The organism is Sorangium sp. So ce385 (assembly GCF_051474135.1).
Lineage (GTDB): Bacteria > Myxococcota_A > Polyangia > Polyangiales > Polyangiaceae > Sorangium > Sorangium cellulosum_D.
Window position 1 is genome coordinate 6,613,292 of sequence record NZ_CP150337.1, and the last position, 18,523, is coordinate 6,631,814.

Consider the following 18,523-nt stretch of genomic DNA (forward strand, 5'->3'; position numbering starts at 1 on the left):
CAGCGCGAGGCGCGCGGTGCGGTCAGCAGCGGCTCGCAGCGGCCTGCGACGCGCCGAGCCGCAGCGCGAGCCCGTCGAACCGCGCGCGCCAGGCCGGATGCTCCGACAGCAGCGCGCGGGCCCTGCTCAGGCTCGCGACAGCGACCTCGACAGCACCGTGGCGGATTGCCGCACGGCCGCGCCAGTAGAGGACCTCGAGGAGCTCGTCGGCGAACTGGAACGGGCCGGCCTCGAGCTCCGCCTCGTCGAGGCCGCCGAGCAGGTCGCGCGGCGCGACGCCGTCGCCGCCGTCCGAGAGCAGGCAGCGCAGCATCAGGTAGCAGCCGTGCGCCGCCTTCGCGGACGGATCCGGCGGGCACGACGCGGCGATCCACGCGAGGAGGCGCCGCGCCTCGTCGAGCTCGCCCCGCGCCGCGAGGATGCGCGCGAGCAGCAGCGAGCACTCGGGCACGGGGCGATCCTCGAACCGCTGCTCGAGCGTGTGCGCGCGGCGCGCCAGCGAGAGCGCCTCGTCCTGCTGATCGCTCCAGTAGAGCAGCTCGGCGACGTTGTACGTGGCGACGCGCTCCAGCCACGGGTTGCCGATCTCCCGCGCGAGCGCGATCGCGCGCCGGAGGTCCGCGGTCGCGCGCGGGAGATCCTTCTTCAGCGCCCAGAGCACGACGCGGTTCATGATCGCGACGCAGAGGTGCGGCAGATCCTCGGCCCGCTCGCAGAGCGCGATCGCCTCCTCGGCCCGCCGCTCCGCCTCGGCGAAGCGGCCCGCGTGCGCGAGCTCGGTCGACAGCAGCACGAGCGCGATGATCCGGCCCTCCTCGTCGCCCGCGGACTCCGCCAGCGACGCCCCCTCCGAGAGGAGCGCGATCGCCTCCACGACCTCGCCCCGCCTGAGGCGCGTGCGCCCCTCGGCCACGCGGAGGCGCGCCGAGAGCCACGGCGAGCCCGCGCGCTCCACGAGCGGACGCGCCAGCTCGACCCGCCGCGACGACGCCTCGTAGGCGCCCGTCCAGTCGAGCGCGGTGGCCTCCTCGAGCAGGACGTCGGCGCGGAGCTCGTCGTCCGCGAGCTCGAGCGCGGCGGAGAGGTCGGCCAGGGCCTCCTCGATGAGGTGGAGCCGGTAACGGATGCGGCCGCGGCCGGCCAGCGCGAGCGCGCGCCGGCGGCGATCGCCCTCGCCGGCGAGCTTGAGCGCGGCGGTGTAGCAGCGCTCCGCCTCGACGTGCCGGTGCCGCGCGAACGCGAGATCCCCGAGCCGGAGGTGCGCGTCGGCCGCCTCCTCCCCCGCCCCGCACGCGCCCGCGTGCCGGGCGAGCGGCTCGAGCTCCTCCGGCCCCGGCTGCGCCGCGAGCTCCGCGGGCGGCGCGACGGGGTCGGCCCGCGGGGCCGCCGACGACGCGGGAGGGCGCCCGCGCTCGACCCGCGCCCGCCAGAAGGCGAGCGCGTGCCGGTGGATCTGCGCGCGGTGCTCGGGATCGAGCGTCTCGTACACCGCGTCGCGAAAGAGGCCGCTCTGGAACCACCACCGCTCGCCCTCACCCCGCGCGCGGCGGCCGTCGCCCTCGCCGCGTCCGCCGCGCTCGCCCTCGCCGCGCGCGATGATCCCCTGCTCGACGAGCACGCCGAGCCCGTACCCGGCGTCGACCGGCGTCCCGGCGCCTCCGGCGCGATCCACGGCGTCCTGCACCCACTCCAGCTCGGCCCGGGTGAACGACTCGCCGAGCACGGCGCAGAGCCGCGCGAGGGCGGCGACCTCCTGCGGCAGCGCCCCGAGCTGCCGCATCGCCAGCCACTGCCACGCCGGAGAGACCGGCAGGCCGTCGAGCTCCGCCGCCTCGACGCAGTAATCGCCGCCCCCGGGACGGCGGCGCACGAGGCCGGCCTGCTTGAGCGACCGGATGATCGCGGCGAGGCAACCCGGGTTGCCGCCGGCCCAGCGGGCGAGCCCCCGGAGCACGTCGGCGGGCGGGTACGCGGCCGGCAGGAGCAGCTGCGCCGCGAGGTCCGCCGCGGCGGCCTCGTCGAGCGGGGCGAGCGTCACCCGGTCGGCGCGCTGCGTGCGCGCGCCCCACGTGGGGCGGAAGCGCTCGAAGCGCGGGTGCGCGACGACCGCCGCCCAGAGCGCCACCCCGGCGCCGTCGAGCGTCGCGACCTCGAGCGCGTCGAGCACGGTGACGTCCGCCCACTGCGCGTCGTCCACGATCACCGCGACCGGGGCGCGGCGCGCGCGGCGGCGCAGCCCCTCGGCGATCGCCCGCGCGAGGTGGTGCGGCGTCGCGGCGCCGGGGCGCGACCACCCGAGCGCCGCGGCCACGGACGCGAAGGTCGAGGCGCCGATCTCCGGGCCGAGCCGCGCCTCGCAGAAGGCCCGGGGATCGGCCGGCGCGGCCGCGGGCGCGGCGAGCGCGAAGCGCAGGATCGCCGCGGTGTCCTTGCTCGCCTCGCCCGGCAGGGGCTGCGCCGCGCGCACGACGAGCGCCGCGGCGCCGGGGCGGAGGCGCCGCGCCACGGCGGCCGCCTCGGCCGCGACCCGGCTCTTGCCGAGGCCGTCGTCGCCGAGCACCGTGACGAGCGCGGGGCACACGCCGCTGAACGCCGCGGCGGCGCTCGCCTCGAGCGCCGCGATGACGTCGCCCCGCCCGACCGTGGTCGGCGGCGGCGCCTCGAGCTCCGCCGCCGGCGCGCCCTGCGGCGACGTCGGGGTCATGGTCGCCTCGGCCTCGACGAGGGCGCGCTCGAACTCCTCGGTGAGCGCGACGCCGGACCAGGGATCCGCAGGGATCCAGGTCTCCGGGCGATCCACGGCCGCGCCGTAGACGGCGGGCGGGGCCTTGTCGCGCGGGCGGATGATGACGCCCGCGAGGTGGAGCGCGGCGCGGGCGCCGTGCCGCTCGACGAGCTCCCGCGCGGCGGCGAGCGCGAGCCGGACCGGGTCCTCGGCGTCGTGGGCCGAGAAGACGGCGGTGTAGCGGCGCCGGCGCTGGCGGACGCAGATCCCCCTGCGGCTCGCGAGCGCGGCGACCACGACCGGCGTGGCGGCGCCCGTCTCCGCGACCAGCACGACGGCCGGCTGGAGCCCCTCGGCGATGAGCCTGCCGCCGCCGCGGCCGGAGGGCGGCCCCGGCGCGATCGCGGGCCGCGAGGTCGGCTCCGCGGCAGCGGCCGCGCCGCGCTCCGCGACGGCGGCCGCGCCAGGCTCCGCGGCGCCGCGCTCCGCGATGGCGGCCGCGCCGGGCTCCGCGGCGGCGGCGCCGCGCTCCGCCGCCGCGCCGGGCTGCTCCGCGGCAGCGGCGGCGCCGAGCGCGCAGGCCTCGTCGAGCGCGCGGCGGAGCCGGGCCGCGCTCGGGGGCCGGCGGCCAGGATCCTTGGCGAGGCACGAGAGCACGAGCTCCTCGAGGGCCTCGGGGACCGGCGCGAGCTCCCCCGGCCGCGGCGGGCGCAGCGTCAGGTGCCCGTGCTCCACCGCGCCCGTGTCCCCCACGAACGGCGGCCTGAGGGTGAGCAGCTCGAACAGGATCGCGCCGAAGGCGTAGAGATCCGCGCGCTCGTCGAGGTCGGCCTCCGCGCGGAGCTGCTCGGGCGCCATGTACTCGGGCGTGCCGACGACCGTGCCCCCGCGCGTGATCTCGATCTCGTCGTCGTGGCGCGGCGCCCCGGCGGGCCGCGCCAGGCCGAGATCGAGCAGCACCGCGCGCGCGGCGCCCGCGCCGGGGCGCGCTCGGGGCGGCGTGAGGATCACGTTCTCCGGCTTGAGATCCCGGTGGACGACGCCGCGCGCGTGCGCGGCCGCGAGCGCGTCGAGCAGCGCGGCCGCGCACGCCGCCGCCCAGGCCGGCTCGGGGGGCCCGGGCAGCGCCGCGAGCGCCTCGGCGAGCGTCTCGCCGGGGACGAGATCCATGGCGAACCAGGGGCGGCCGTCGTCGAGCCGCCCCTCGGCGTGGACCCGCGGGACGTGCGGCGGACCGATGAGCCGGAGCGCGCCCGCCTCGCGCCGGAACCGCGCCTGGACGGTCGGCCGGGGGGAGCGGCCGATCTTGAGGGCGACGGTCAGGCCGTCCGCCTCGCGCCGCGCGGACCACACGGCGGAGAAGCCGCCCTGCCCCAGCAGGCCGCCGACCTGGAAGCCGGGGACGCGCGGCGGCCCCGGCGCGGGCGTGCGCTCGACCGACGGCGGCGCCGTCCCGCCGTCTCGAGGGCAAGCCCCCGCCGGGGGGAGCCGGCGGTGGCACTGTGGGCAGCGGGACACGTCGTTGCTCCCTGGGGCCGGCGGAGAGCGCCAGCTCGCCGCCGCGCTTATGGTACCGTCGCTCGGCCGTTCCATGGTGAGCGAAGAGCCCGACACCCTCCCCAGCGCGGGGATCCCCAGCGAGCGCACGGTCCGGACCGCGCAGCCGGACTCGGCCGAGCCCGCCGCCGCGGCGACGCCGGTCACGCTCACGCCGATGACGCCGACCGCCACGGCCACGCGCCCGCCGGCCGCGCTCGGCGGCCTGGCGCTGGACGGCCTGATGCCCGGGGAGCGGGCGGGCGAGTGGGTGATCGAGGGCCCGCTCGGCGCGGGCGGCTTCAGCGTGATCTACCGCGCCCGGCACGCGGACCGCGGCGCGCCGGCCGCGGTGAAGGTGCTGCACCCGGAGCTCAGCGCGCAGCCGGACGTGGTGATCCGCTTCCAGCGGGAGGTGGAGACGGTCCGGCGGCTGGAGCACCCCGGCATCGTCCGGGTCTTCGAGCAGGGGCAGCTCGAGGACGGGCGGCCCTACTACGTCATGGAGCTGCTCGCCGGGGTCAGCCTGGATCAGCACCTCCGGTCGCGCGGCCGGCTGTCGCCCGAGGAGGCGCTCGCGGTGCTGGAGCCGCTCTGCGACGCGCTCGAGGCCGCGCACGCGCAGGCCGTCGTGCACCGCGACCTCAAGGCGTCGAACGTCTTCCTCGAGGAGGACGGCGACCGCCGCCGCGTCGTGCTGCTCGACTTCGGGGTGGCCAAGCTGCTCGACGCGCCCGGGCCGTCGCTGACCTCGTCGCGCGAGGTCCTCGGGAGCCCCTCGAGCGTCGCCCCCGAGCAGCTCCTCGGCCAGCCGGTCGACGTCCGGGCGGACGTCTACGCGCTCGGCGCCCTCACCTACCGCATGCTCGTGGGCGAGCCGCTCTTCAGCGGGGACATCGGCGCGCTCCTGCGCCAGCTGCACCTGTTCGCGAGCCCGCCGCGCCCGAGCGCGAAGGCGCGGCTCTCGTCGGGCTTCGACGAGGTCATCCTCCGGGCGCTCGCCAAGGACCCCGCGGCGCGCCCCCCGAGCCCCGGCGCCTTTCTCGAGGAGTTCCGCGGCGCGCTCGAGGCCTCGCGCGGCGCCAGCGACGCGCCGAGCGGCGCGCGCGCGCGCCCCGGGGTGGCGGTCTACGCCGAGGTGGGCGCCGCGCCCGAGGCGCTCGACGCGCCGGACGATCGCCTGCTCGCGGACCTGGAGGCGATCCTGCCGTTCGTGGCCGCCGAGCTCACCGAGGCCGGGCTGTCCTCCGGGGCCGAGACCGGCAGCAGCCTGCTCTTCACCGCGGAGCGCCCCGGCGACGCCGACGCCGACGCGGAGGCGCGCCGCCGCGCCGTGGACGCCGCGCTCCGGATCTTCCGGCGCCTCGAGGGCCGCCCGGGGCGCGATCCGAGGGTGCAGGTGCGCCTGTGCCTCCACACGGGGGAGCTGCTCGTCGGCCCCTCGGGCGAGCTGCTCGGCGGCGAGCTCGCGGAGGTCGGCGGCTGGGCGCCCGAGGGGGCGCAGGCGGGCGTGTTCGCCTCGCCCGAGGTCGTCGCGGGCCTCGGGATCGTCGCCGGGCCCACGGCGCTCGAGGGGACGATGCTCGTCCTCGCCGGGGCCGAGCCCGCCGCAGCGCGGTAGCGGCGCCCTCCGGCACCGCGCCGGAAAAGTCCATCCTGGGTGCTGCCTGCGAGGGCCATCAGCAGCTGCGTGCCCGCGTCTGCACCGCAGGTGCGATGTCCGGGACACCGCTCAGGCGAGGTTCGACATGGTAAGCTGGTGAGAGTGATCCGCACTCCGATCCCCACACCAGGCGAGGACGCGACCACCGTGCTGAAGGTCCACCCGCGCGAGGTGACGTTCGGCAGATTCAGCGTGCAGGTGGTGAGCGGCCCGGATCAGGGCGCGTCCCACGTGGCCGACGCGCCGGAGCTCGCGATCGGCACCGCGGCCGGCAATCACCTCGTGCTCACCGATCCGTCGGTGTCGCGCCACCACTGCGTGATCGCCGCGACCCCCAAGGGCTATCAGCTGCGCGATCTCGGCAGCACGAACGGCATCATGCTCGGGGGCTTCCGCGTGGAGGCGGCGTACCTGACCCCGGGCGCCACGTTCGGCGTGGGCCAGACGTCGCTGCGCTTCGACCACCTGCCCGACGAGGTCCACGAGCCGCTCGGGGACGCGGAGCTCTCCGGGCGGGTGCTGGGGCAGAGCACGGCCATGCGCCGGCTCTTCGCGATGATCCCGAGGATCGCCGCGGCGGACGCCACGGTGCTCCTCGAGGGCGAGACCGGGTCCGGCAAGGGGCTGCTCGCCGAGGTGATCCACCAGAAGAGCCCGCGCGCGGCCGGGCCGTTCGTGGTCATCGACTGCGGCGCGATCCCGCCCACGCTCATCGAGGCCGAGCTGTTCGGGTACATGAAGGGCGCGTTCACGGGGGCGCACCAGTCGCGCGCCGGCGCCTTCGAGGCGGCGCGCGGGGGCACGGTGCTGCTCGACGAGATCGGCGAGCTCCGGCTCGACCTCCAGCCGAAGCTGCTGCGCGCCCTCGAGGAGCGCTCGATCCGCCGCATCGGCAGCCTCGATACCGTCCCGCTCGACGTGCGGATCATCGCGGCCACGAACCGCGATCTCCGGCAGGAGGTGAACCGCGGCACCTTCCGCTCGGACCTGTTCTACCGGCTCAACGTGGTCCGGCTCCGCGTGCCGCCGCTGCGCGAGCGGCGGGACGACATCCCGCTGCTCGTCGCGCACTACTACCGGCAGTTCGCCGACAAGGCGGCTCCGCCGGCCGAGCTCGTGGAGCGGCTGGTCCACCACGACTGGCCCGGCAACGTCCGCGAGCTGCGCAGCGCGGTGGAGCGCGCCGTGCTGACCGGCGATCCCGCGATCGGAGAGGGCTGCGCCGCGGCGCGGGAGGTCGTCGACGACGATCAGGCGCTCCGGCCGGACGACCTCGAGCTCTCGTTCCGCCAGGCCAAGGAGCGCACGGTCGCGCGCTGGGAGCGGGCGTACGTGAGGGCGCTGATCCGGGCCAACGGGGGGAACCTCTCCCACGCCGCGCGCGCCGGCCGGATGGACCGGAACTACCTGCGGGAGCTCCTGCGCCGGCACGGGGTCACGGCGACCGAGCCGTGAGCGCCGCGCGCCGCCCGGGGCTCACGAGGCCTCGGGCCGCAGGCGATGGGGCCGCGCGGGGCCAGGGCCGTCGCGGTCCGAGCTCCGCGAGCGCCGGAGCGGGCGCCCGCCTCGCCCGTCCTGCCGCTTGGGGAGCGGCTTCCGGTGGAGGGCGGCGTCGGCGCGCGCGAGGACGTCCGCGAGGTAGTCGCCCCGCCCGGCGGTCGCGTGGAGGGAGTCCTGGATGCCGCGCCGGTGCATCTCCCAGCCGCGGCCGGGGACGAAGCGGAGCGTCGTCGTGGACGCGTGCGGCCGCGCGCGCTCGCGCAGCGCGTCGCCGTCGAGCACCCACACCTCGGGGCCGAAGGCGGCGACGGCCTGCCGCAGGTCGACCGCGGGCAGCGCGCCGACGCGGTTGGCGCTGCTCACGAAGAGCGGCGCGTGGCGCTCGATCAGCCAGGCGATGGGCTCCCAGGTGACGCCGAAGAGGAGCGCCATGCCGTAGCTCGCGGCGGGCTCGAGCCAGCTCGGCGCGGCGACGTCGCGGGCCTGCGGCACGAGGGCGGTCACGCGCTCGACCGCGAGCAGCCAGCCGAGGCGGCGGCGCTCCGCCTCGTCGAGCGCGAGGTGCGGCGCGAGCCGGTCGAGGCGCGGCTCCCACGTGGCGACGGGGTGGTTGTGAGGTCGTCCCCGCGCGCGGTTCACGGCCGCGGCCGTCTTCCCCGCGATCACGTAGGCCAGCGGCGACGGGGTGGGCAGGACGACCGCCTCGCCCCGCTGGAGCGCCTCGTCGATGGCAAGCTTGCCCGCGGCATCAAATCGGGCGACCGGCAAGGGGGCCTCCTGTGTGCTCGCGATCGTGCGCGGTCACGGATGATTCGGTTCTTGCTTGAAACATGGTGGTCACACTCGACGGCGGGCGAGGTGCACGGGGGATGTCGGCCTGCCGCCGCCGCGCGCTCTCAAGCAGGCATCGCGCCACGCGCGGCGCGGGCCGAGGCGAGGGCGATCGCCGCCTCGGAGGGGCCTGATTTCCGTGGAGATGCGGGCGCCGCCGCGCGCGGCGGGCGGCGAGCGCGGCAGGCGGCGACCGAGGCGCCCCCGGCGCCCGGGTGCTGGCTGCAGCAGGCGGCAGGTGCAGCCCGGCGCAGGCAACGAGCGCCCTCTCCCGCCGGCCGGTCAACCCGCTGGGCCCGCTGGACGGGCGAGCGCCAGGGCGTCGGACAGGATCCAGAGCCCCAGGCCGATCAGGACGAACGGCAGCGCCGCCCGGCCGTAGCGCCGGATGCGGCTGCCCAGGACCGGGTGGTGGACGAGTCGGTGGCCGAGCGCGCAGAAGGCGCCGGTCATGACCGCGAACACGGCCGCATGGAGCGGGACGTGCGCCGGGGTGCTCGAGAACAGCGGGATGTAGACGCCGAGGTTGTCCCCGCCGTTCGCGATGGTCACGCTCGCCACCGCGAGCGCCTTGAAGCGCGCCGCGCCGCCGGGCGGCTTCTCGTCGTCGTCGTCGTCGCCGTCGTGGTCGGTCCCGGAGCCCCGCCGGAGCGCCCAGAGGCCCCGCAGCCCGAGCGCGAGGGGTGCCAGGCCGAGCAGGCCGATCCACCCGTCCGGCACGCGGACGGCGAGCAGCGCGCACGCGACGCTCGCGAGGACGAGCGCCGCCATGCCGAGGAACTGGCCGGCGACGACCTGGCGGGCGGTGAAGCCGGGGTCCGCGAAGAAGGCCGACAGCAGGAGGATGTCGTCGATGTTCGTCGAGATGAACACGACCACGCTCACCCCGAGCGCCGGAAGGATCTGGTCCATGGCGCCCGCGGGCGTAGCACCTCCCGCGGCCGGCCACCGCTCGGCGCGGCGCGGCCGGAGCGGCGCCGGCCCTGCGCCGCGGGAGCCGTATCGGCCGTTCCGGGGTAGATAGCGTGGCCGGAGCGGCTGCGCCCGCGCAGGCGGACGGGAGGCGAGCCGCGCGCTCGTGGAGTGGAATGGAGAGCCCATGACGACGAACCCCCAGCCCGCCGAGCCGACCCGGGCGACGGCCGCGCCCGGAGCGAACGCCGCGACCGTGGAGCAGCGCGCCCGGACGGACGTCCCGGTGCAGGGCATGACCTGCGCGGCGTGCGTGCGCCGCGTGGAGAAGGCGCTGCGCGCGACGCCCGGCGTCGCGGAGGCGACGGTCAACCTCGTGACCCAGCGGGCGACGATCGCCTACGATGCGCAGACGACCACGCCGGCCGCGCTGGCCCACGCCATCGTGGAGGCGGGCTACGAGGTGCCCGAGGTGCCCGACGCGTCCGCCGTCGACGGCGACACCGCAGCCTCCGCCGTCGACGGCGCCCCCGCAGCCTCCGCCGTCGACGGCGCCCCCGCAGCCTCCGCCGTCGACGGCGCCCCCGCAGCCTCCGCGGACACCGGCCCCCGCGCGACCTCCACGGGGCCCGAGACCTCCGGGGCCGCCGCGCCCGCCCCTCCACCGCGCCCGCACCCGGCAGCATCCGCGCGCGCCGCCGCCATGGACGCGGCCGAGCAGCGGGAGCGGCGCGCGCTCCGGCGCGACGTCGCGATCGCCGCCCTGTTCACGGCCCCCCTGCTCGCCGTGGCCATGTCCCACGGCGCGATCCCGGCGCTCGAAGGCGCCTTCGGACGCTGGCTCTCGCTCGCGCTCGCGACGGTCGTGGTCCTCGGGCCGGGGCGCCGGTTCTTCCGCCTCGCCTTCGGCGCGCTCCGGCACCGCGCCGCCGACATGAACACCCTCGTGAGCCTCGGGGCCGGCGCCGCCTGGCTCTACTCGACCGCCGCGGTCGTGGCGCCCGGCCTGTTCCCGCACGCCGAGCACGGCCACCTGCCGCCCGTCTACTTCGAGGCCGCGGCCGCGATCGTCACCTTCGTGCTGATCGGCAGGCTCCTCGAGACGCGCGCGCGGAAGCGGCTCGCCGACGCCGTGCGCGGGCTCGTGGCGCTGCAGCCGAAGACCGCGCGGCGCCTCCGCGGCGACGCCGAGGACGAGGTGCCTCCCGCCGCGCTCGCGCCCGGCGACCTCGTGCTGGTGCGGCCCGGCGAGCGCATCGCGACCGACGGCGAGGTGGTCCGCGGCGCGTCGGCGGTCGACGAGTCGATGCTCACCGGCGAGAGCATGCCCGTCGACAAGACCGCGGGCTCGGCGGTGATCGGCGGGACGCTCAACCAGAGCGGCGCCCTCACCTTCCGCGTCACCAAGACCGGCGCGGACACCGCGCTCGCGCGCATCGTCGAGGCCGTGGAGCAGGCGCAGGGGTCGCGCGCGCCGATCGCGCGGCTCGCCGACGTGGTGAGCGGCGTCTTCGTCCCCGCCGTCGCCGCCGTCGCGTCGCTCGCCTTCGTCGCGTGGCTCGCGGTCGACCCGACCGCCGCGGGCCTCGCCACGGCCATCGAGCGGTTCGTCGCGGTGCTCGTGATCGCCTGCCCGTGCGCGCTCGGCCTGGCCACGCCGGCGGCCGTGGCCGTCGCGACGGGGCGCGGCGCGGAGCTCGGCGTCCTCGTCAAGGGCGGCGCGGCGCTGGAGGCGGCGAGCCGCGTCGACACGGTGCTGCTCGACAAGACCGGGACGCTCACCTCGGGGCGGCCCGAGCTCACCGACGTCGTCGCCCTCGCGGGCCACGGCGAGGCGGAGCTCCTCGGCCTCGCGGCGGCCGCGGAGCTCGAGAGCGAGCACCCGGTGGCGCGGGCGATCGTCGACGGCGCGCGCGGCCGCGGCGTGGGCCTCCCGGCGGCCTCGGACTTCCGCGCGGAGATCGGCCACGGCATCGAGGCGCGCGCCGCGGGCCGCCTCGTGCGCGCCGGCACCGCGGCGTGGCTGCGCCGGGCGGGCATCGACCCGGGCGCGCTGGAGGCCGAGGCCGAGCGGCTCGCCGCGCAGGGCCGCACGCCGTCGTTCGTGGCCGTCGACGGGCGGCTCGCGGGGCTCGTGGCGGTCGCCGACCGGCCGACCGAGGAGGCGCGCCGCGCCGTCGCGGCCCTGGCGCAGCTCGGCGTCGAGGTGGCCATGGTGACCGGCGATCGGGCGGGCGCCGCGCGCGCCGTCGCCGAGGAGCTCGGCATCCGCGCGGTGTTCGCGGAGGTGAGGCCGGAGGACAAGGCGAGGATCGTCCGCGAGCAGCGGGCCGCCGGCCGCCGGGTGGCCATGGTCGGCGACGGCATCAACGACGCGCCCGCGCTCGCCGGCGCGGACGTGGGGGTCGCGCTCGGCAGCGGCGCGGACGTCGCGGTCGCGTCCGCCGACGTGGCGCTGCTCCGCGGCGGGATCGCCGGCCTGCCGGTGGCGCTCGGGCTCGCGCGCGCCACGCTGCGCACGATCCGCCAGAACCTCTTCTGGGCGTTCATCTACAACGTGCTCGGCATCCCGATCGCGGCGGGCCTCCTGTACCCCCTCACCGGGTGGCTCCTCTCCCCCGTCCTCGCGAGCGCGGCGATGTCGCTGTCGAGCGTTTCGGTGCTCGCCAACTCCCTCAGGCTGCGCGCGTTCGGCCGCGGCTGACGTCGCGAAGGAACGCTCGATGTTGGGATTCCGCATCGCGCGCCGACCTCCGCGCGCGGCGACGGCGCGCGGGCGGTCGGGCGGCTCCACCAGGTCGGAGGAGACCGAGATCGCCTCGCGATGAGGACCATCTCCCACTCGACCCGTTCTCGACGGCGTTGAATTCATGCTCGATGTCCAGATCGACCTTGGCGAAACCTGGACTGGCCTCGATACCTAGACCTCGGTGAGGAGCGCACGCGTGACGGCGGCACGGGCCAGGGCTCGCTCGCCCGCGTCATCCCGCTGCCCAACGCGGCGCACAAAGAAGCCGGGCGCGCCGTTCGATATCGCCGCGCCGGATTCCTCCGGGCGCCGGCTTGCGGAGGACGCGCCAGCCCCGGACGCTCTTCTGCCGCGCGGGCGCTCCGCCGCACGCCCACACGCATTTCGCGGCAGCATCGCCCCGCGCCGACGGGGTGAATGCTAGAAGCAGCGTACGCACCAAAGTCTCAGAAATACGGAGGATCTATGAGAACTTACCACCGGCATACTGGCACAGCCGTTGCTCTTACCGTGTTCCTCGCGGCGCAAGCCGCTGACGCCGCCGTCACGGTCGACATCGTCCACCCGAACGACACGATCATCGAGGGCAGCACGGTCCCGGTGCGCGTCGCCGCGTCGTCCCCCGACGAAATCTACTACGTGGAGGCGGAGTTCGAGGGCCTCACCATCGAGCTCACGCCGACGGGAGACGGCTACTACGAGGGCGCGTTCGATCTTGGCGAGCTCGGCAGCGAGCTCCCCTACGGCCCTTACGTCGTGACCGTGAACGCGTACGACACGTTCGGCGAGGGGGCGAGCGACGAGGGCATCGTGCACCAGTACGCGCCCCCGACCGTGGTGTGGAACGTGCTGCCGCACGACACCCTCACGGCCGGCTGGCGCTTCGAAGCGAAGTGCATCCCGACACCGCCCTACGAGTGCAAGGAGCTCTCGGCGCGGTTCGACAGCCCGAGCGGGAGCTACGAGTTCTACAACGACGTGTGGTCGCACTACCCGCAGCCCGTCCCGGGACGGCTCTACGTCAAGGAGGCCAATGGCGGGAATGGCTACTGGATCCCATCGGGCAAGACGTACACGCTCACGGTCTCGGCCAACGTCGGCATCGGACCCGACGTCACAAGGACGGTCGGCCCCATCCATGTCGACCGCAGCCCGAGGCTCACCGCCGTCCAGCGCGCTCCCGGCACCATCCTCGATTTCGACGCCACGCGGTTCCTCTTCCTGGATTACCTTCGTCGTATCGGGATCTACGATCGCAACACCCACCAGATCACGTGGGTCGAGGCCATCCCGGAATGGGCGGCTCCCCAGCTCGGCGCCGTCTACGGGGCGCTCACGCCGTCGGGGTCGGTGTACCAGTCGGCGACCGGCTACATTCTCTCCTGGGTCGACGGCGTCCGGCGCCAGGTCGCGAGCGCGACGATAACGCCGCGCCTCGACGCCGTGAACGGCGACACGGCGGTGTGGACGTCGTACAACGACGACTGGGCCCACCAGCACTCGCTGTCGACGGGCACGAACCGGACGCTCTGGTACAACCCGGGGAGCCGATCGCCGTTCCAGGCCGACGTTTCGGCGTCGGGCGGCGTCTTCTTCGGCACCTACGAGAACGCATCCATCGTCGGCCCGGGCAACGCGCTCCTCGGGGATCACGCGGGCAACCTGCAGCGGCCGATCACCGACGGAACGAACGTCGTCGGCCGCTGGTGGGACGGGATGACGAGCTCGAGCTACCTCTACACCGCGGAGGGTGAGGAGGTGTTCCTGGGCGACTCGCTCAGCAACACCTCTGCCGGGCTGCTGGCGCACGCCGGCTACGCCGCCTTCCTGAGGAGCGATGGCGACGCCAACCAGATCTGGCTGCGGACCCCCGACGGCGAGCAGCACCAGATCAGCGATTTCCCGAAGTCGAGCCGGTTCGACCAGGCGAAGCTCCGGGTCGGCCGCGACGGCATCAGCGACGCCGGCGAGGTCCTGTTCCTGTACGAAGGCAAGCGCTATATCGGCCGGCCGGGGGGAGCGCCCGAGCCGATCAGCACCGAGCTCGGCCACGGCCGCTGGCTCGACGGGAGCTGGTATGTGACCATCGGCAACACGCTGTTCCAGGTCTCGACCCCGGCGAGCGCCGCCGCGCGGCTCGCCGCGACGGGGATCGAGGAGCTCGCGCGGGAGGAGGGCCTCGGCGAACGCGAGGTGCTGTCCACGTCGTTCGCCGAGCGAGAGGCGCTCGATGCGACGGTGTGGGCTCGGGATCTGCACGAGCCCGACGCGCTGCCGGCGTCGGCCGACGGCGCCGAGCTGCTCGGCGACGTCGATACGGACACCGGCGCCGACATCGCGCCGGCCGGGGCGGGGTGCAGCACCTCGGGCCCGGCGGGCTCTGCCGGCGGCACCGCCGCGCTCGCCGCCGCGCTCGCGGGCCTCGCGCTCGCGCGCCGCAGCCGCGCGCGCTCGTAGCGCGCCCCGCGGCACCTCGCCGCCGACACGGCGCGCCGGCGCCGCCGGAAGCCCACCGCGATCGTAGATCCCGCCCGCAACGTCTGTTATAACGGACGCACGTCCTCGCTCCGATCGGGTCCAGGTCGATGCGCGGCGCCGCCGTGGGGGACGAAGCGCATCGACCCGGCAACGAACCGTCATCACCGCCTCACGCCGCGGGCGTCGCGCGCCGGTCCCGCCGGGAACGGCGGCGGCGCCCCCGGAGAACACGCGAACGCCCAGAACTCAAGGAGACGCAGCGCATGCGCTTTCGTCCGGATCCCACCTTCTACCCGTCGCCGCGCCTGGCGATGGATGCGCCGCCCGAGCGGCTGGCCTACGTGACGGCGCTCGACGCGGGCGCCGCGCTGAAGCGCCCGGGCAACCATCGCCACGACGCGCTCACGGTCGTCGACCTCGACCCGAGGTCGCCCGAGTATGGCACCCTCGTCTCGGTCAACGAGGTGCCGACCTACGGCGACGAGCTCCACCACTCGGGCTGGAACGCGTGCAGCGCCTCCCTGTGCCCGTACGCGCCGCACCCCCACGTGGAGCGCCGCTTCCTCCTGCTCCCCGCGCTCCGCTCGTCGAACATCTTCGTCTTCGACGTCAAGCCGAACCCGCGCCGCCCCGAGCTCGTCCACACGGTCCGGGCCGAGGAGATCGCCAAGCGGGCCGGCTACTCGCGCCCGCACACGCTGCACTGCGGGCCCGACGGCATCTACGTGAGCGCGCTCGGCAACCCCGAGGGCGAAGGGCCAGGGGGCATCTTCGTGCTCGACTGCGAGAGCTTCGATGTGCTCGGCCGCTGGGAGATCGACCGCGGGCCGCAGTTCCTCCACTACGACTTCTGGTGGCACCTCGGCCACGACACGCTCCTCACGAGCGAGTGGGGGACGCCGAAGATGATCGAGGACGGCGTGAATCCGGAGCTCTTGCTCGGCAAGAAATACGGCCACAAGATCCATGTCTGGGATCTCCGGAAGCGAAAGCACCTCCAGGCGCTCGATCTCGGCGACGAGCACCAGATGGCGCTGGAGCTCCGCCCCGCCCACGACCCGACCAAGGCCTATGGCTTCGTCGGCGTCGTCGTGAGCGTCAAGGACCTCTCCGCCTCGATCTGGCTCTGGCATCGCGACGGCGACCGGTGGGCGATCCGCAAGGTCATCGAGGTGCCGGCCGAGCCGGCCGAGCCCGACCTTTTGCCGCCGCTGCTCAAGGGCTTCAAGGCCGTCCCGCCCCTCATCACCGACATCAACCTCTCCCTCGACGACCGGTTCCTCTACGTGTCTTGCTGGGGCACGGGCGAGCTCCGCCAGTACGACGTGTCGGACCCGTTCCACCCGAAGCTGACCGGCTCGGTGCACCTCGGGGGCGTGGTCCGCAGGGCCGCGCACCAGCGCTCCGGGCCGCTGCGCGGCGGGCCGCAGATGGTCGAGGTGAGCCGCGACGGGCGGCGCATCTACTTCACGAACTCGCTCTACGCCTCGTGGGACGAGCAGTTCTATCCGGAAGGCGTGGGCGGCTGGATGGCCAAGGTCGACGCGGCCGAAGGCGGCGGCATCGCGCTCGACCCCGAGTTCTTCGTCGACTTCGGCCCCTTGCGCCCTCACCAGGTGCGGCTCGAGGGGGGCGACGCGTCCTCGGATTCATTCTGCTATCCCTAGCTCGCCATGACGCCCTGGCTCACCCTGGCGCTCCTCGGCGCCTATCATGGCATCAACCCGGGCATGGGCTGGCTGTTCGCGGTCGCGCTCGGCCTGCAGGAGAAGAGCGGCCGCGCGGTGCGGCGGGCGCTCGTGCCGATCGCGATCGGCCACGCCGCCTCGATCGGGCTCACGGTCGCGCTGCTCGGGCTCGGGCTCGCGAGCGTTCCCGCCGCGGCGCTCCGGTGGATCACGGCGATCGCGCTGATCGGGTTCGGCGCGCTCAAGCTCGTGAGGCCGCGCCACCCGAGGTGGGTCGGGATGCGCGTCGGCTTCCGCGATCTGACCTGGTGGTCCTTCCTGATGGCCACCGCGCACGGCGCCGGGCTCATGCTGCTGCCGGTCTTCCTGCTCGGCGCTGACAACCCGGCGCCGTGCCATGGCGCCGGGTGTCACAACGCAGCTGGCCTGTCCCTGACGAGCCCCGCGGGCTACCTCGCCGCCGTCCTCGTGCACACGGCCGCCATGATGGCGGCGGCCGCGGCGGTCGCGCTCGTGGTCTACCACAGGCTCGGCGTCGCGATCCTCCGCACGGCCTGGTTCAACCTCGATCGGGCGTGGGCCGCCGCGCTCATCGGGGCCGGCGTCATCGCGATCCTGGTCTGACGCCGATCAGCCGCCCGTCGATTCGCCGTCAGTTTGCCGTCAATTCGCCACGACGAGCTGCCACCGCTGCTCCTCGCCGCCGCTGCTCCCCCGCTGCTCGATCGCGGCGGCGTCCTCGGTCGAGCCCTGGACGACCCCGACCAGCTTGCCGCTGTTCTTGTTCCTGATCTGGAGGTCGCCGCCGCCCAGATCGATGAAGAGCCACGCCTGGTTGTCGCCGTCGTGGTCCGTCCATTGCTTCAGCGCGATCCCGTCGCTCTTCGACTCGTCGGGGACGTCCAGCACCTTGCCGCTCTTGACGTTGGTCAGCCGGAAGTAGCCCGCGCCGTTGTAGTTGAGGCTCCACTTCTGGTTGTCTCCGCCGTCGTCCGCGCTCTGCACCACCGCGGCCCCATCCTCGGACGACGCGCCGGCGACCGCCATCACCTTGCCGCTCTTCCTGTTCATGAGCTTGAATCGGTTCGTCGCCCCGGTGACGCTGCCCGCCGCCGTGTCGATGGTCAGCGTGTTGTTCCAGCTCATGCTCATCGTGGTGTCCGAGGGGAACGAGATCGGCTGCCAGACATAGGTGGAGTCGTTGACCCGCCCGCCCCAGGCGCCCGCCCAGCGATCCCCCATGTACAGGTAGGCCGTCCCCGCGCTCCCCTGGACCGGGAGCACGTAGGTCGACTGGGAGTGGTAGGTCGTGCCGTCGGCGACGTTGGTCATCGTCGACCAGCCGCGCTCGAGCGAGCGGGAGGTCGCGTACTTGGCCTGGTTGGGGTCCCAGCCCGTGGCCCCGGAGGTCAGCAGGAAATAGACGCCGTTCCGCTTGAACAGCGCCGGCGCCTCCCGGTGTCCGCCGGGGAAGAGCACGGCCGCCAGCCGGTCCACGGCCAGGTAGTCGGGGGTCAGCGCGTAGAGGTTGAGATCGTAGTTCTCGTTCGAGGCCGAGATGAAGTAGCCCTTGCCGTCGTCGTCGACGAAGAGGCCGCAGTCCCGGGACATGTACCCGGGCTTGCCGTGGTCGGTCACCCCGGTGCCCGCGAGCGGCCGAAAGCTGCCGTGATACGTGTAGTCGCCGTCCACGGTGCTCGAGCTCGCGACCGCGGCCCGGGCCTCGCCGTAGTTCACCCCGTTCTCCCAGTGCATCCACATCACGTATTTGCCCGTGGACGCGTTGTAGACCACCTTCGGCCGCTCGATGTTCGCCGGGTCGAGGTCCTCGTCGGAGTCCATGGTGAGCACATGGTTCCTGAACTCCCAGCGCCGCAGGTCCGACGAGCGGTAAGCGGACACGGCATAGAACGTCCCGTCCGGGTTCCGGTTCTCGCCGAACCAGTAGTAATAGGAGCCCACCTTGATCATCCCGCCCCCGTGCGCCTGGATGGGATTGCCCGAGGTGTCGGCCCACTGAATGCCGTTGACCAGAGGCCCGACCGGCGGGAGCGGCTCCGGGCCGCCGCCCTCGCCGGCAGACCCGCTGTCACCGGGCGCGCCGCCGACGCCGGAGGCGCCGACCCCCGAGGTGACGCCGCCTGAAGCGCCGATCCCCGAGGTGACGCCGCTTCCGGGCGCGCCGCCGCCGCCGGAGGCGCCGACCCCCGAGGTGACGCCGTCCCCGGGTGTCGCGCTCCCGGCGCCCTCGGCCGTACCGGCATCGCAGGCGGCGAGGCCGACCCCCGCGACCAGCAGGCACACCATCGGAGACAAGGAATCGAGACGCATGATGCCCTCCAGAAAGAGCACCATCTCCAGGCCTTCAACCAGGCTTGTCAAGGCCTTCGCGCGCGCTATGGCAGCGCTGGGATGTTCCGCTCTCGTGCGAACACCCAGCC

The 18,523-nt window shown here is 75.0% G+C and carries 10 protein-coding genes; 6 read left to right on the top strand and 4 right to left on the bottom strand.

Translation table 11 applies throughout. The annotated features are described in order from the left end of the window. Positions 1–22 precede the first annotated feature (22 nt). Positions 23–4,243, bottom strand: coding sequence for a protein kinase domain-containing protein (locus tag WME83_RS24175; RefSeq protein WP_437321633.1), 4,221 nt, complete (start codon positions 4,241–4,243; stop codon positions 23–25). 73 nt (positions 4,244–4,316) lie between these two features. On the opposite strand from WME83_RS24175, the gene WME83_RS24180 reads away from it, so the two are divergent. Both WME83_RS24180 and WME83_RS24185 read left to right on the top strand, forming a co-directional pair. Further along, the gene (locus WME83_RS24180) at positions 4,317–5,882 is read left to right on the top strand and encodes a protein kinase domain-containing protein (RefSeq protein ID WP_437321634.1); all 1,566 of its coding nucleotides are present in this window, start codon (positions 4,317–4,319) and stop codon (positions 5,880–5,882) included. A gap of 144 nt (positions 5,883–6,026) precedes the next feature. Continuing rightward, positions 6,027–7,379 carry a sigma 54-interacting transcriptional regulator gene (locus tag WME83_RS24185; RefSeq protein WP_437321635.1) on the top strand — a complete coding sequence of 451 codons (1,353 nt, stop codon included), beginning with the start codon at positions 6,027–6,029 and terminating at the stop codon, positions 7,377–7,379. Between the two features lie 21 nt (positions 7,380–7,400). Here WME83_RS24185 and WME83_RS24190 read toward each other — a convergent pair whose 3' ends face one another. After that, entirely contained in the window at positions 7,401–8,192 is a 792-nt protein-coding gene (locus tag WME83_RS24190) for a hypothetical protein (protein ID WP_437321636.1), read from the bottom strand. Positions 8,193–8,537: 345 nt separating this feature from the next. Beyond that, the gene (locus tag WME83_RS24195; RefSeq protein WP_437321637.1) at positions 8,538–9,167 is read right to left on the bottom strand and encodes a cadmium resistance transporter; all 630 of its coding nucleotides are present in this window, start codon (positions 9,165–9,167) and stop codon (positions 8,538–8,540) included. A 187-nt stretch (positions 9,168–9,354) separates the two neighbouring features. On the opposite strand from WME83_RS24195, the gene WME83_RS24200 reads away from it, so the two are divergent. The 4 genes from WME83_RS24200 to WME83_RS24215 all read left to right on the top strand — a co-directional run bounded on the left by WME83_RS24200 (position 9,355) and on the right by WME83_RS24215 (position 16,706). Beyond that, positions 9,355–11,871 carry a heavy metal translocating P-type ATPase gene (locus WME83_RS24200; protein WP_437321638.1) on the top strand — a complete coding sequence of 839 codons (2,517 nt, stop codon included), beginning with the start codon at positions 9,355–9,357 and terminating at the stop codon, positions 11,869–11,871. A gap of 510 nt (positions 11,872–12,381) precedes the next feature. After that, positions 12,382–14,373, top strand: a complete 1,992-nt coding sequence (locus WME83_RS24205; RefSeq protein ID WP_437321639.1) for a hypothetical protein — start codon at positions 12,382–12,384, stop codon at positions 14,371–14,373. A gap of 284 nt (positions 14,374–14,657) precedes the next feature. Further along, on the top strand, positions 14,658–16,061 hold the full coding sequence (locus WME83_RS24210) for a selenium-binding protein SBP56-related protein (RefSeq protein WP_437321640.1): 1,404 nt from the start codon (positions 14,658–14,660) through the stop codon (positions 16,059–16,061). Between the two features lie 6 nt (positions 16,062–16,067). Then, positions 16,068–16,706, top strand: coding sequence for a hypothetical protein (locus tag WME83_RS24215; protein ID WP_437321641.1), 639 nt, complete (start codon positions 16,068–16,070; stop codon positions 16,704–16,706). 39 nt (positions 16,707–16,745) lie between these two features. On the opposite strand, the gene WME83_RS24220 is transcribed toward WME83_RS24215, so the two are convergent. Beyond that, positions 16,746–18,413 (bottom strand): RICIN domain-containing protein, encoded by a 1,668-nt coding sequence (locus WME83_RS24220; protein ID WP_437321642.1) that lies wholly within the window; start codon positions 18,411–18,413, stop codon positions 16,746–16,748. Positions 18,414–18,523: the final 110 nt, after the last annotated feature.

Bases quoted from the DNA above. Each gene is read 5' to 3' on its own strand.
- WME83_RS24180 (WP_437321634.1), top strand. From the start codon at position 4,317: ATGGTGAGCGAAGAGCCCGACACCCTCCCCAGCGCGGGGATCCCCAGC.
- WME83_RS24195 (WP_437321637.1), bottom strand. From the start codon at position 9,167: ATGGACCAGATCCTTCCGGCGCTCGGGGTGAGCGTGGTCGTGTTCATC.
- WME83_RS24200 (WP_437321638.1), top strand. From the start codon at position 9,355: ATGACGACGAACCCCCAGCCCGCCGAGCCGACCCGGGCGACGGCCGCG.
- WME83_RS24205 (WP_437321639.1), top strand. From the start codon at position 12,382: ATGAGAACTTACCACCGGCATACTGGCACAGCCGTTGCTCTTACCGTG.
- WME83_RS24210 (WP_437321640.1), top strand. From the start codon at position 14,658: ATGCGCTTTCGTCCGGATCCCACCTTCTACCCGTCGCCGCGCCTGGCG.
- WME83_RS24215 (WP_437321641.1), top strand. From the start codon at position 16,068: ATGACGCCCTGGCTCACCCTGGCGCTCCTCGGCGCCTATCATGGCATC.
- WME83_RS24220 (WP_437321642.1), bottom strand. From the start codon at position 18,413: ATGCGTCTCGATTCCTTGTCTCCGATGGTGTGCCTGCTGGTCGCGGGG.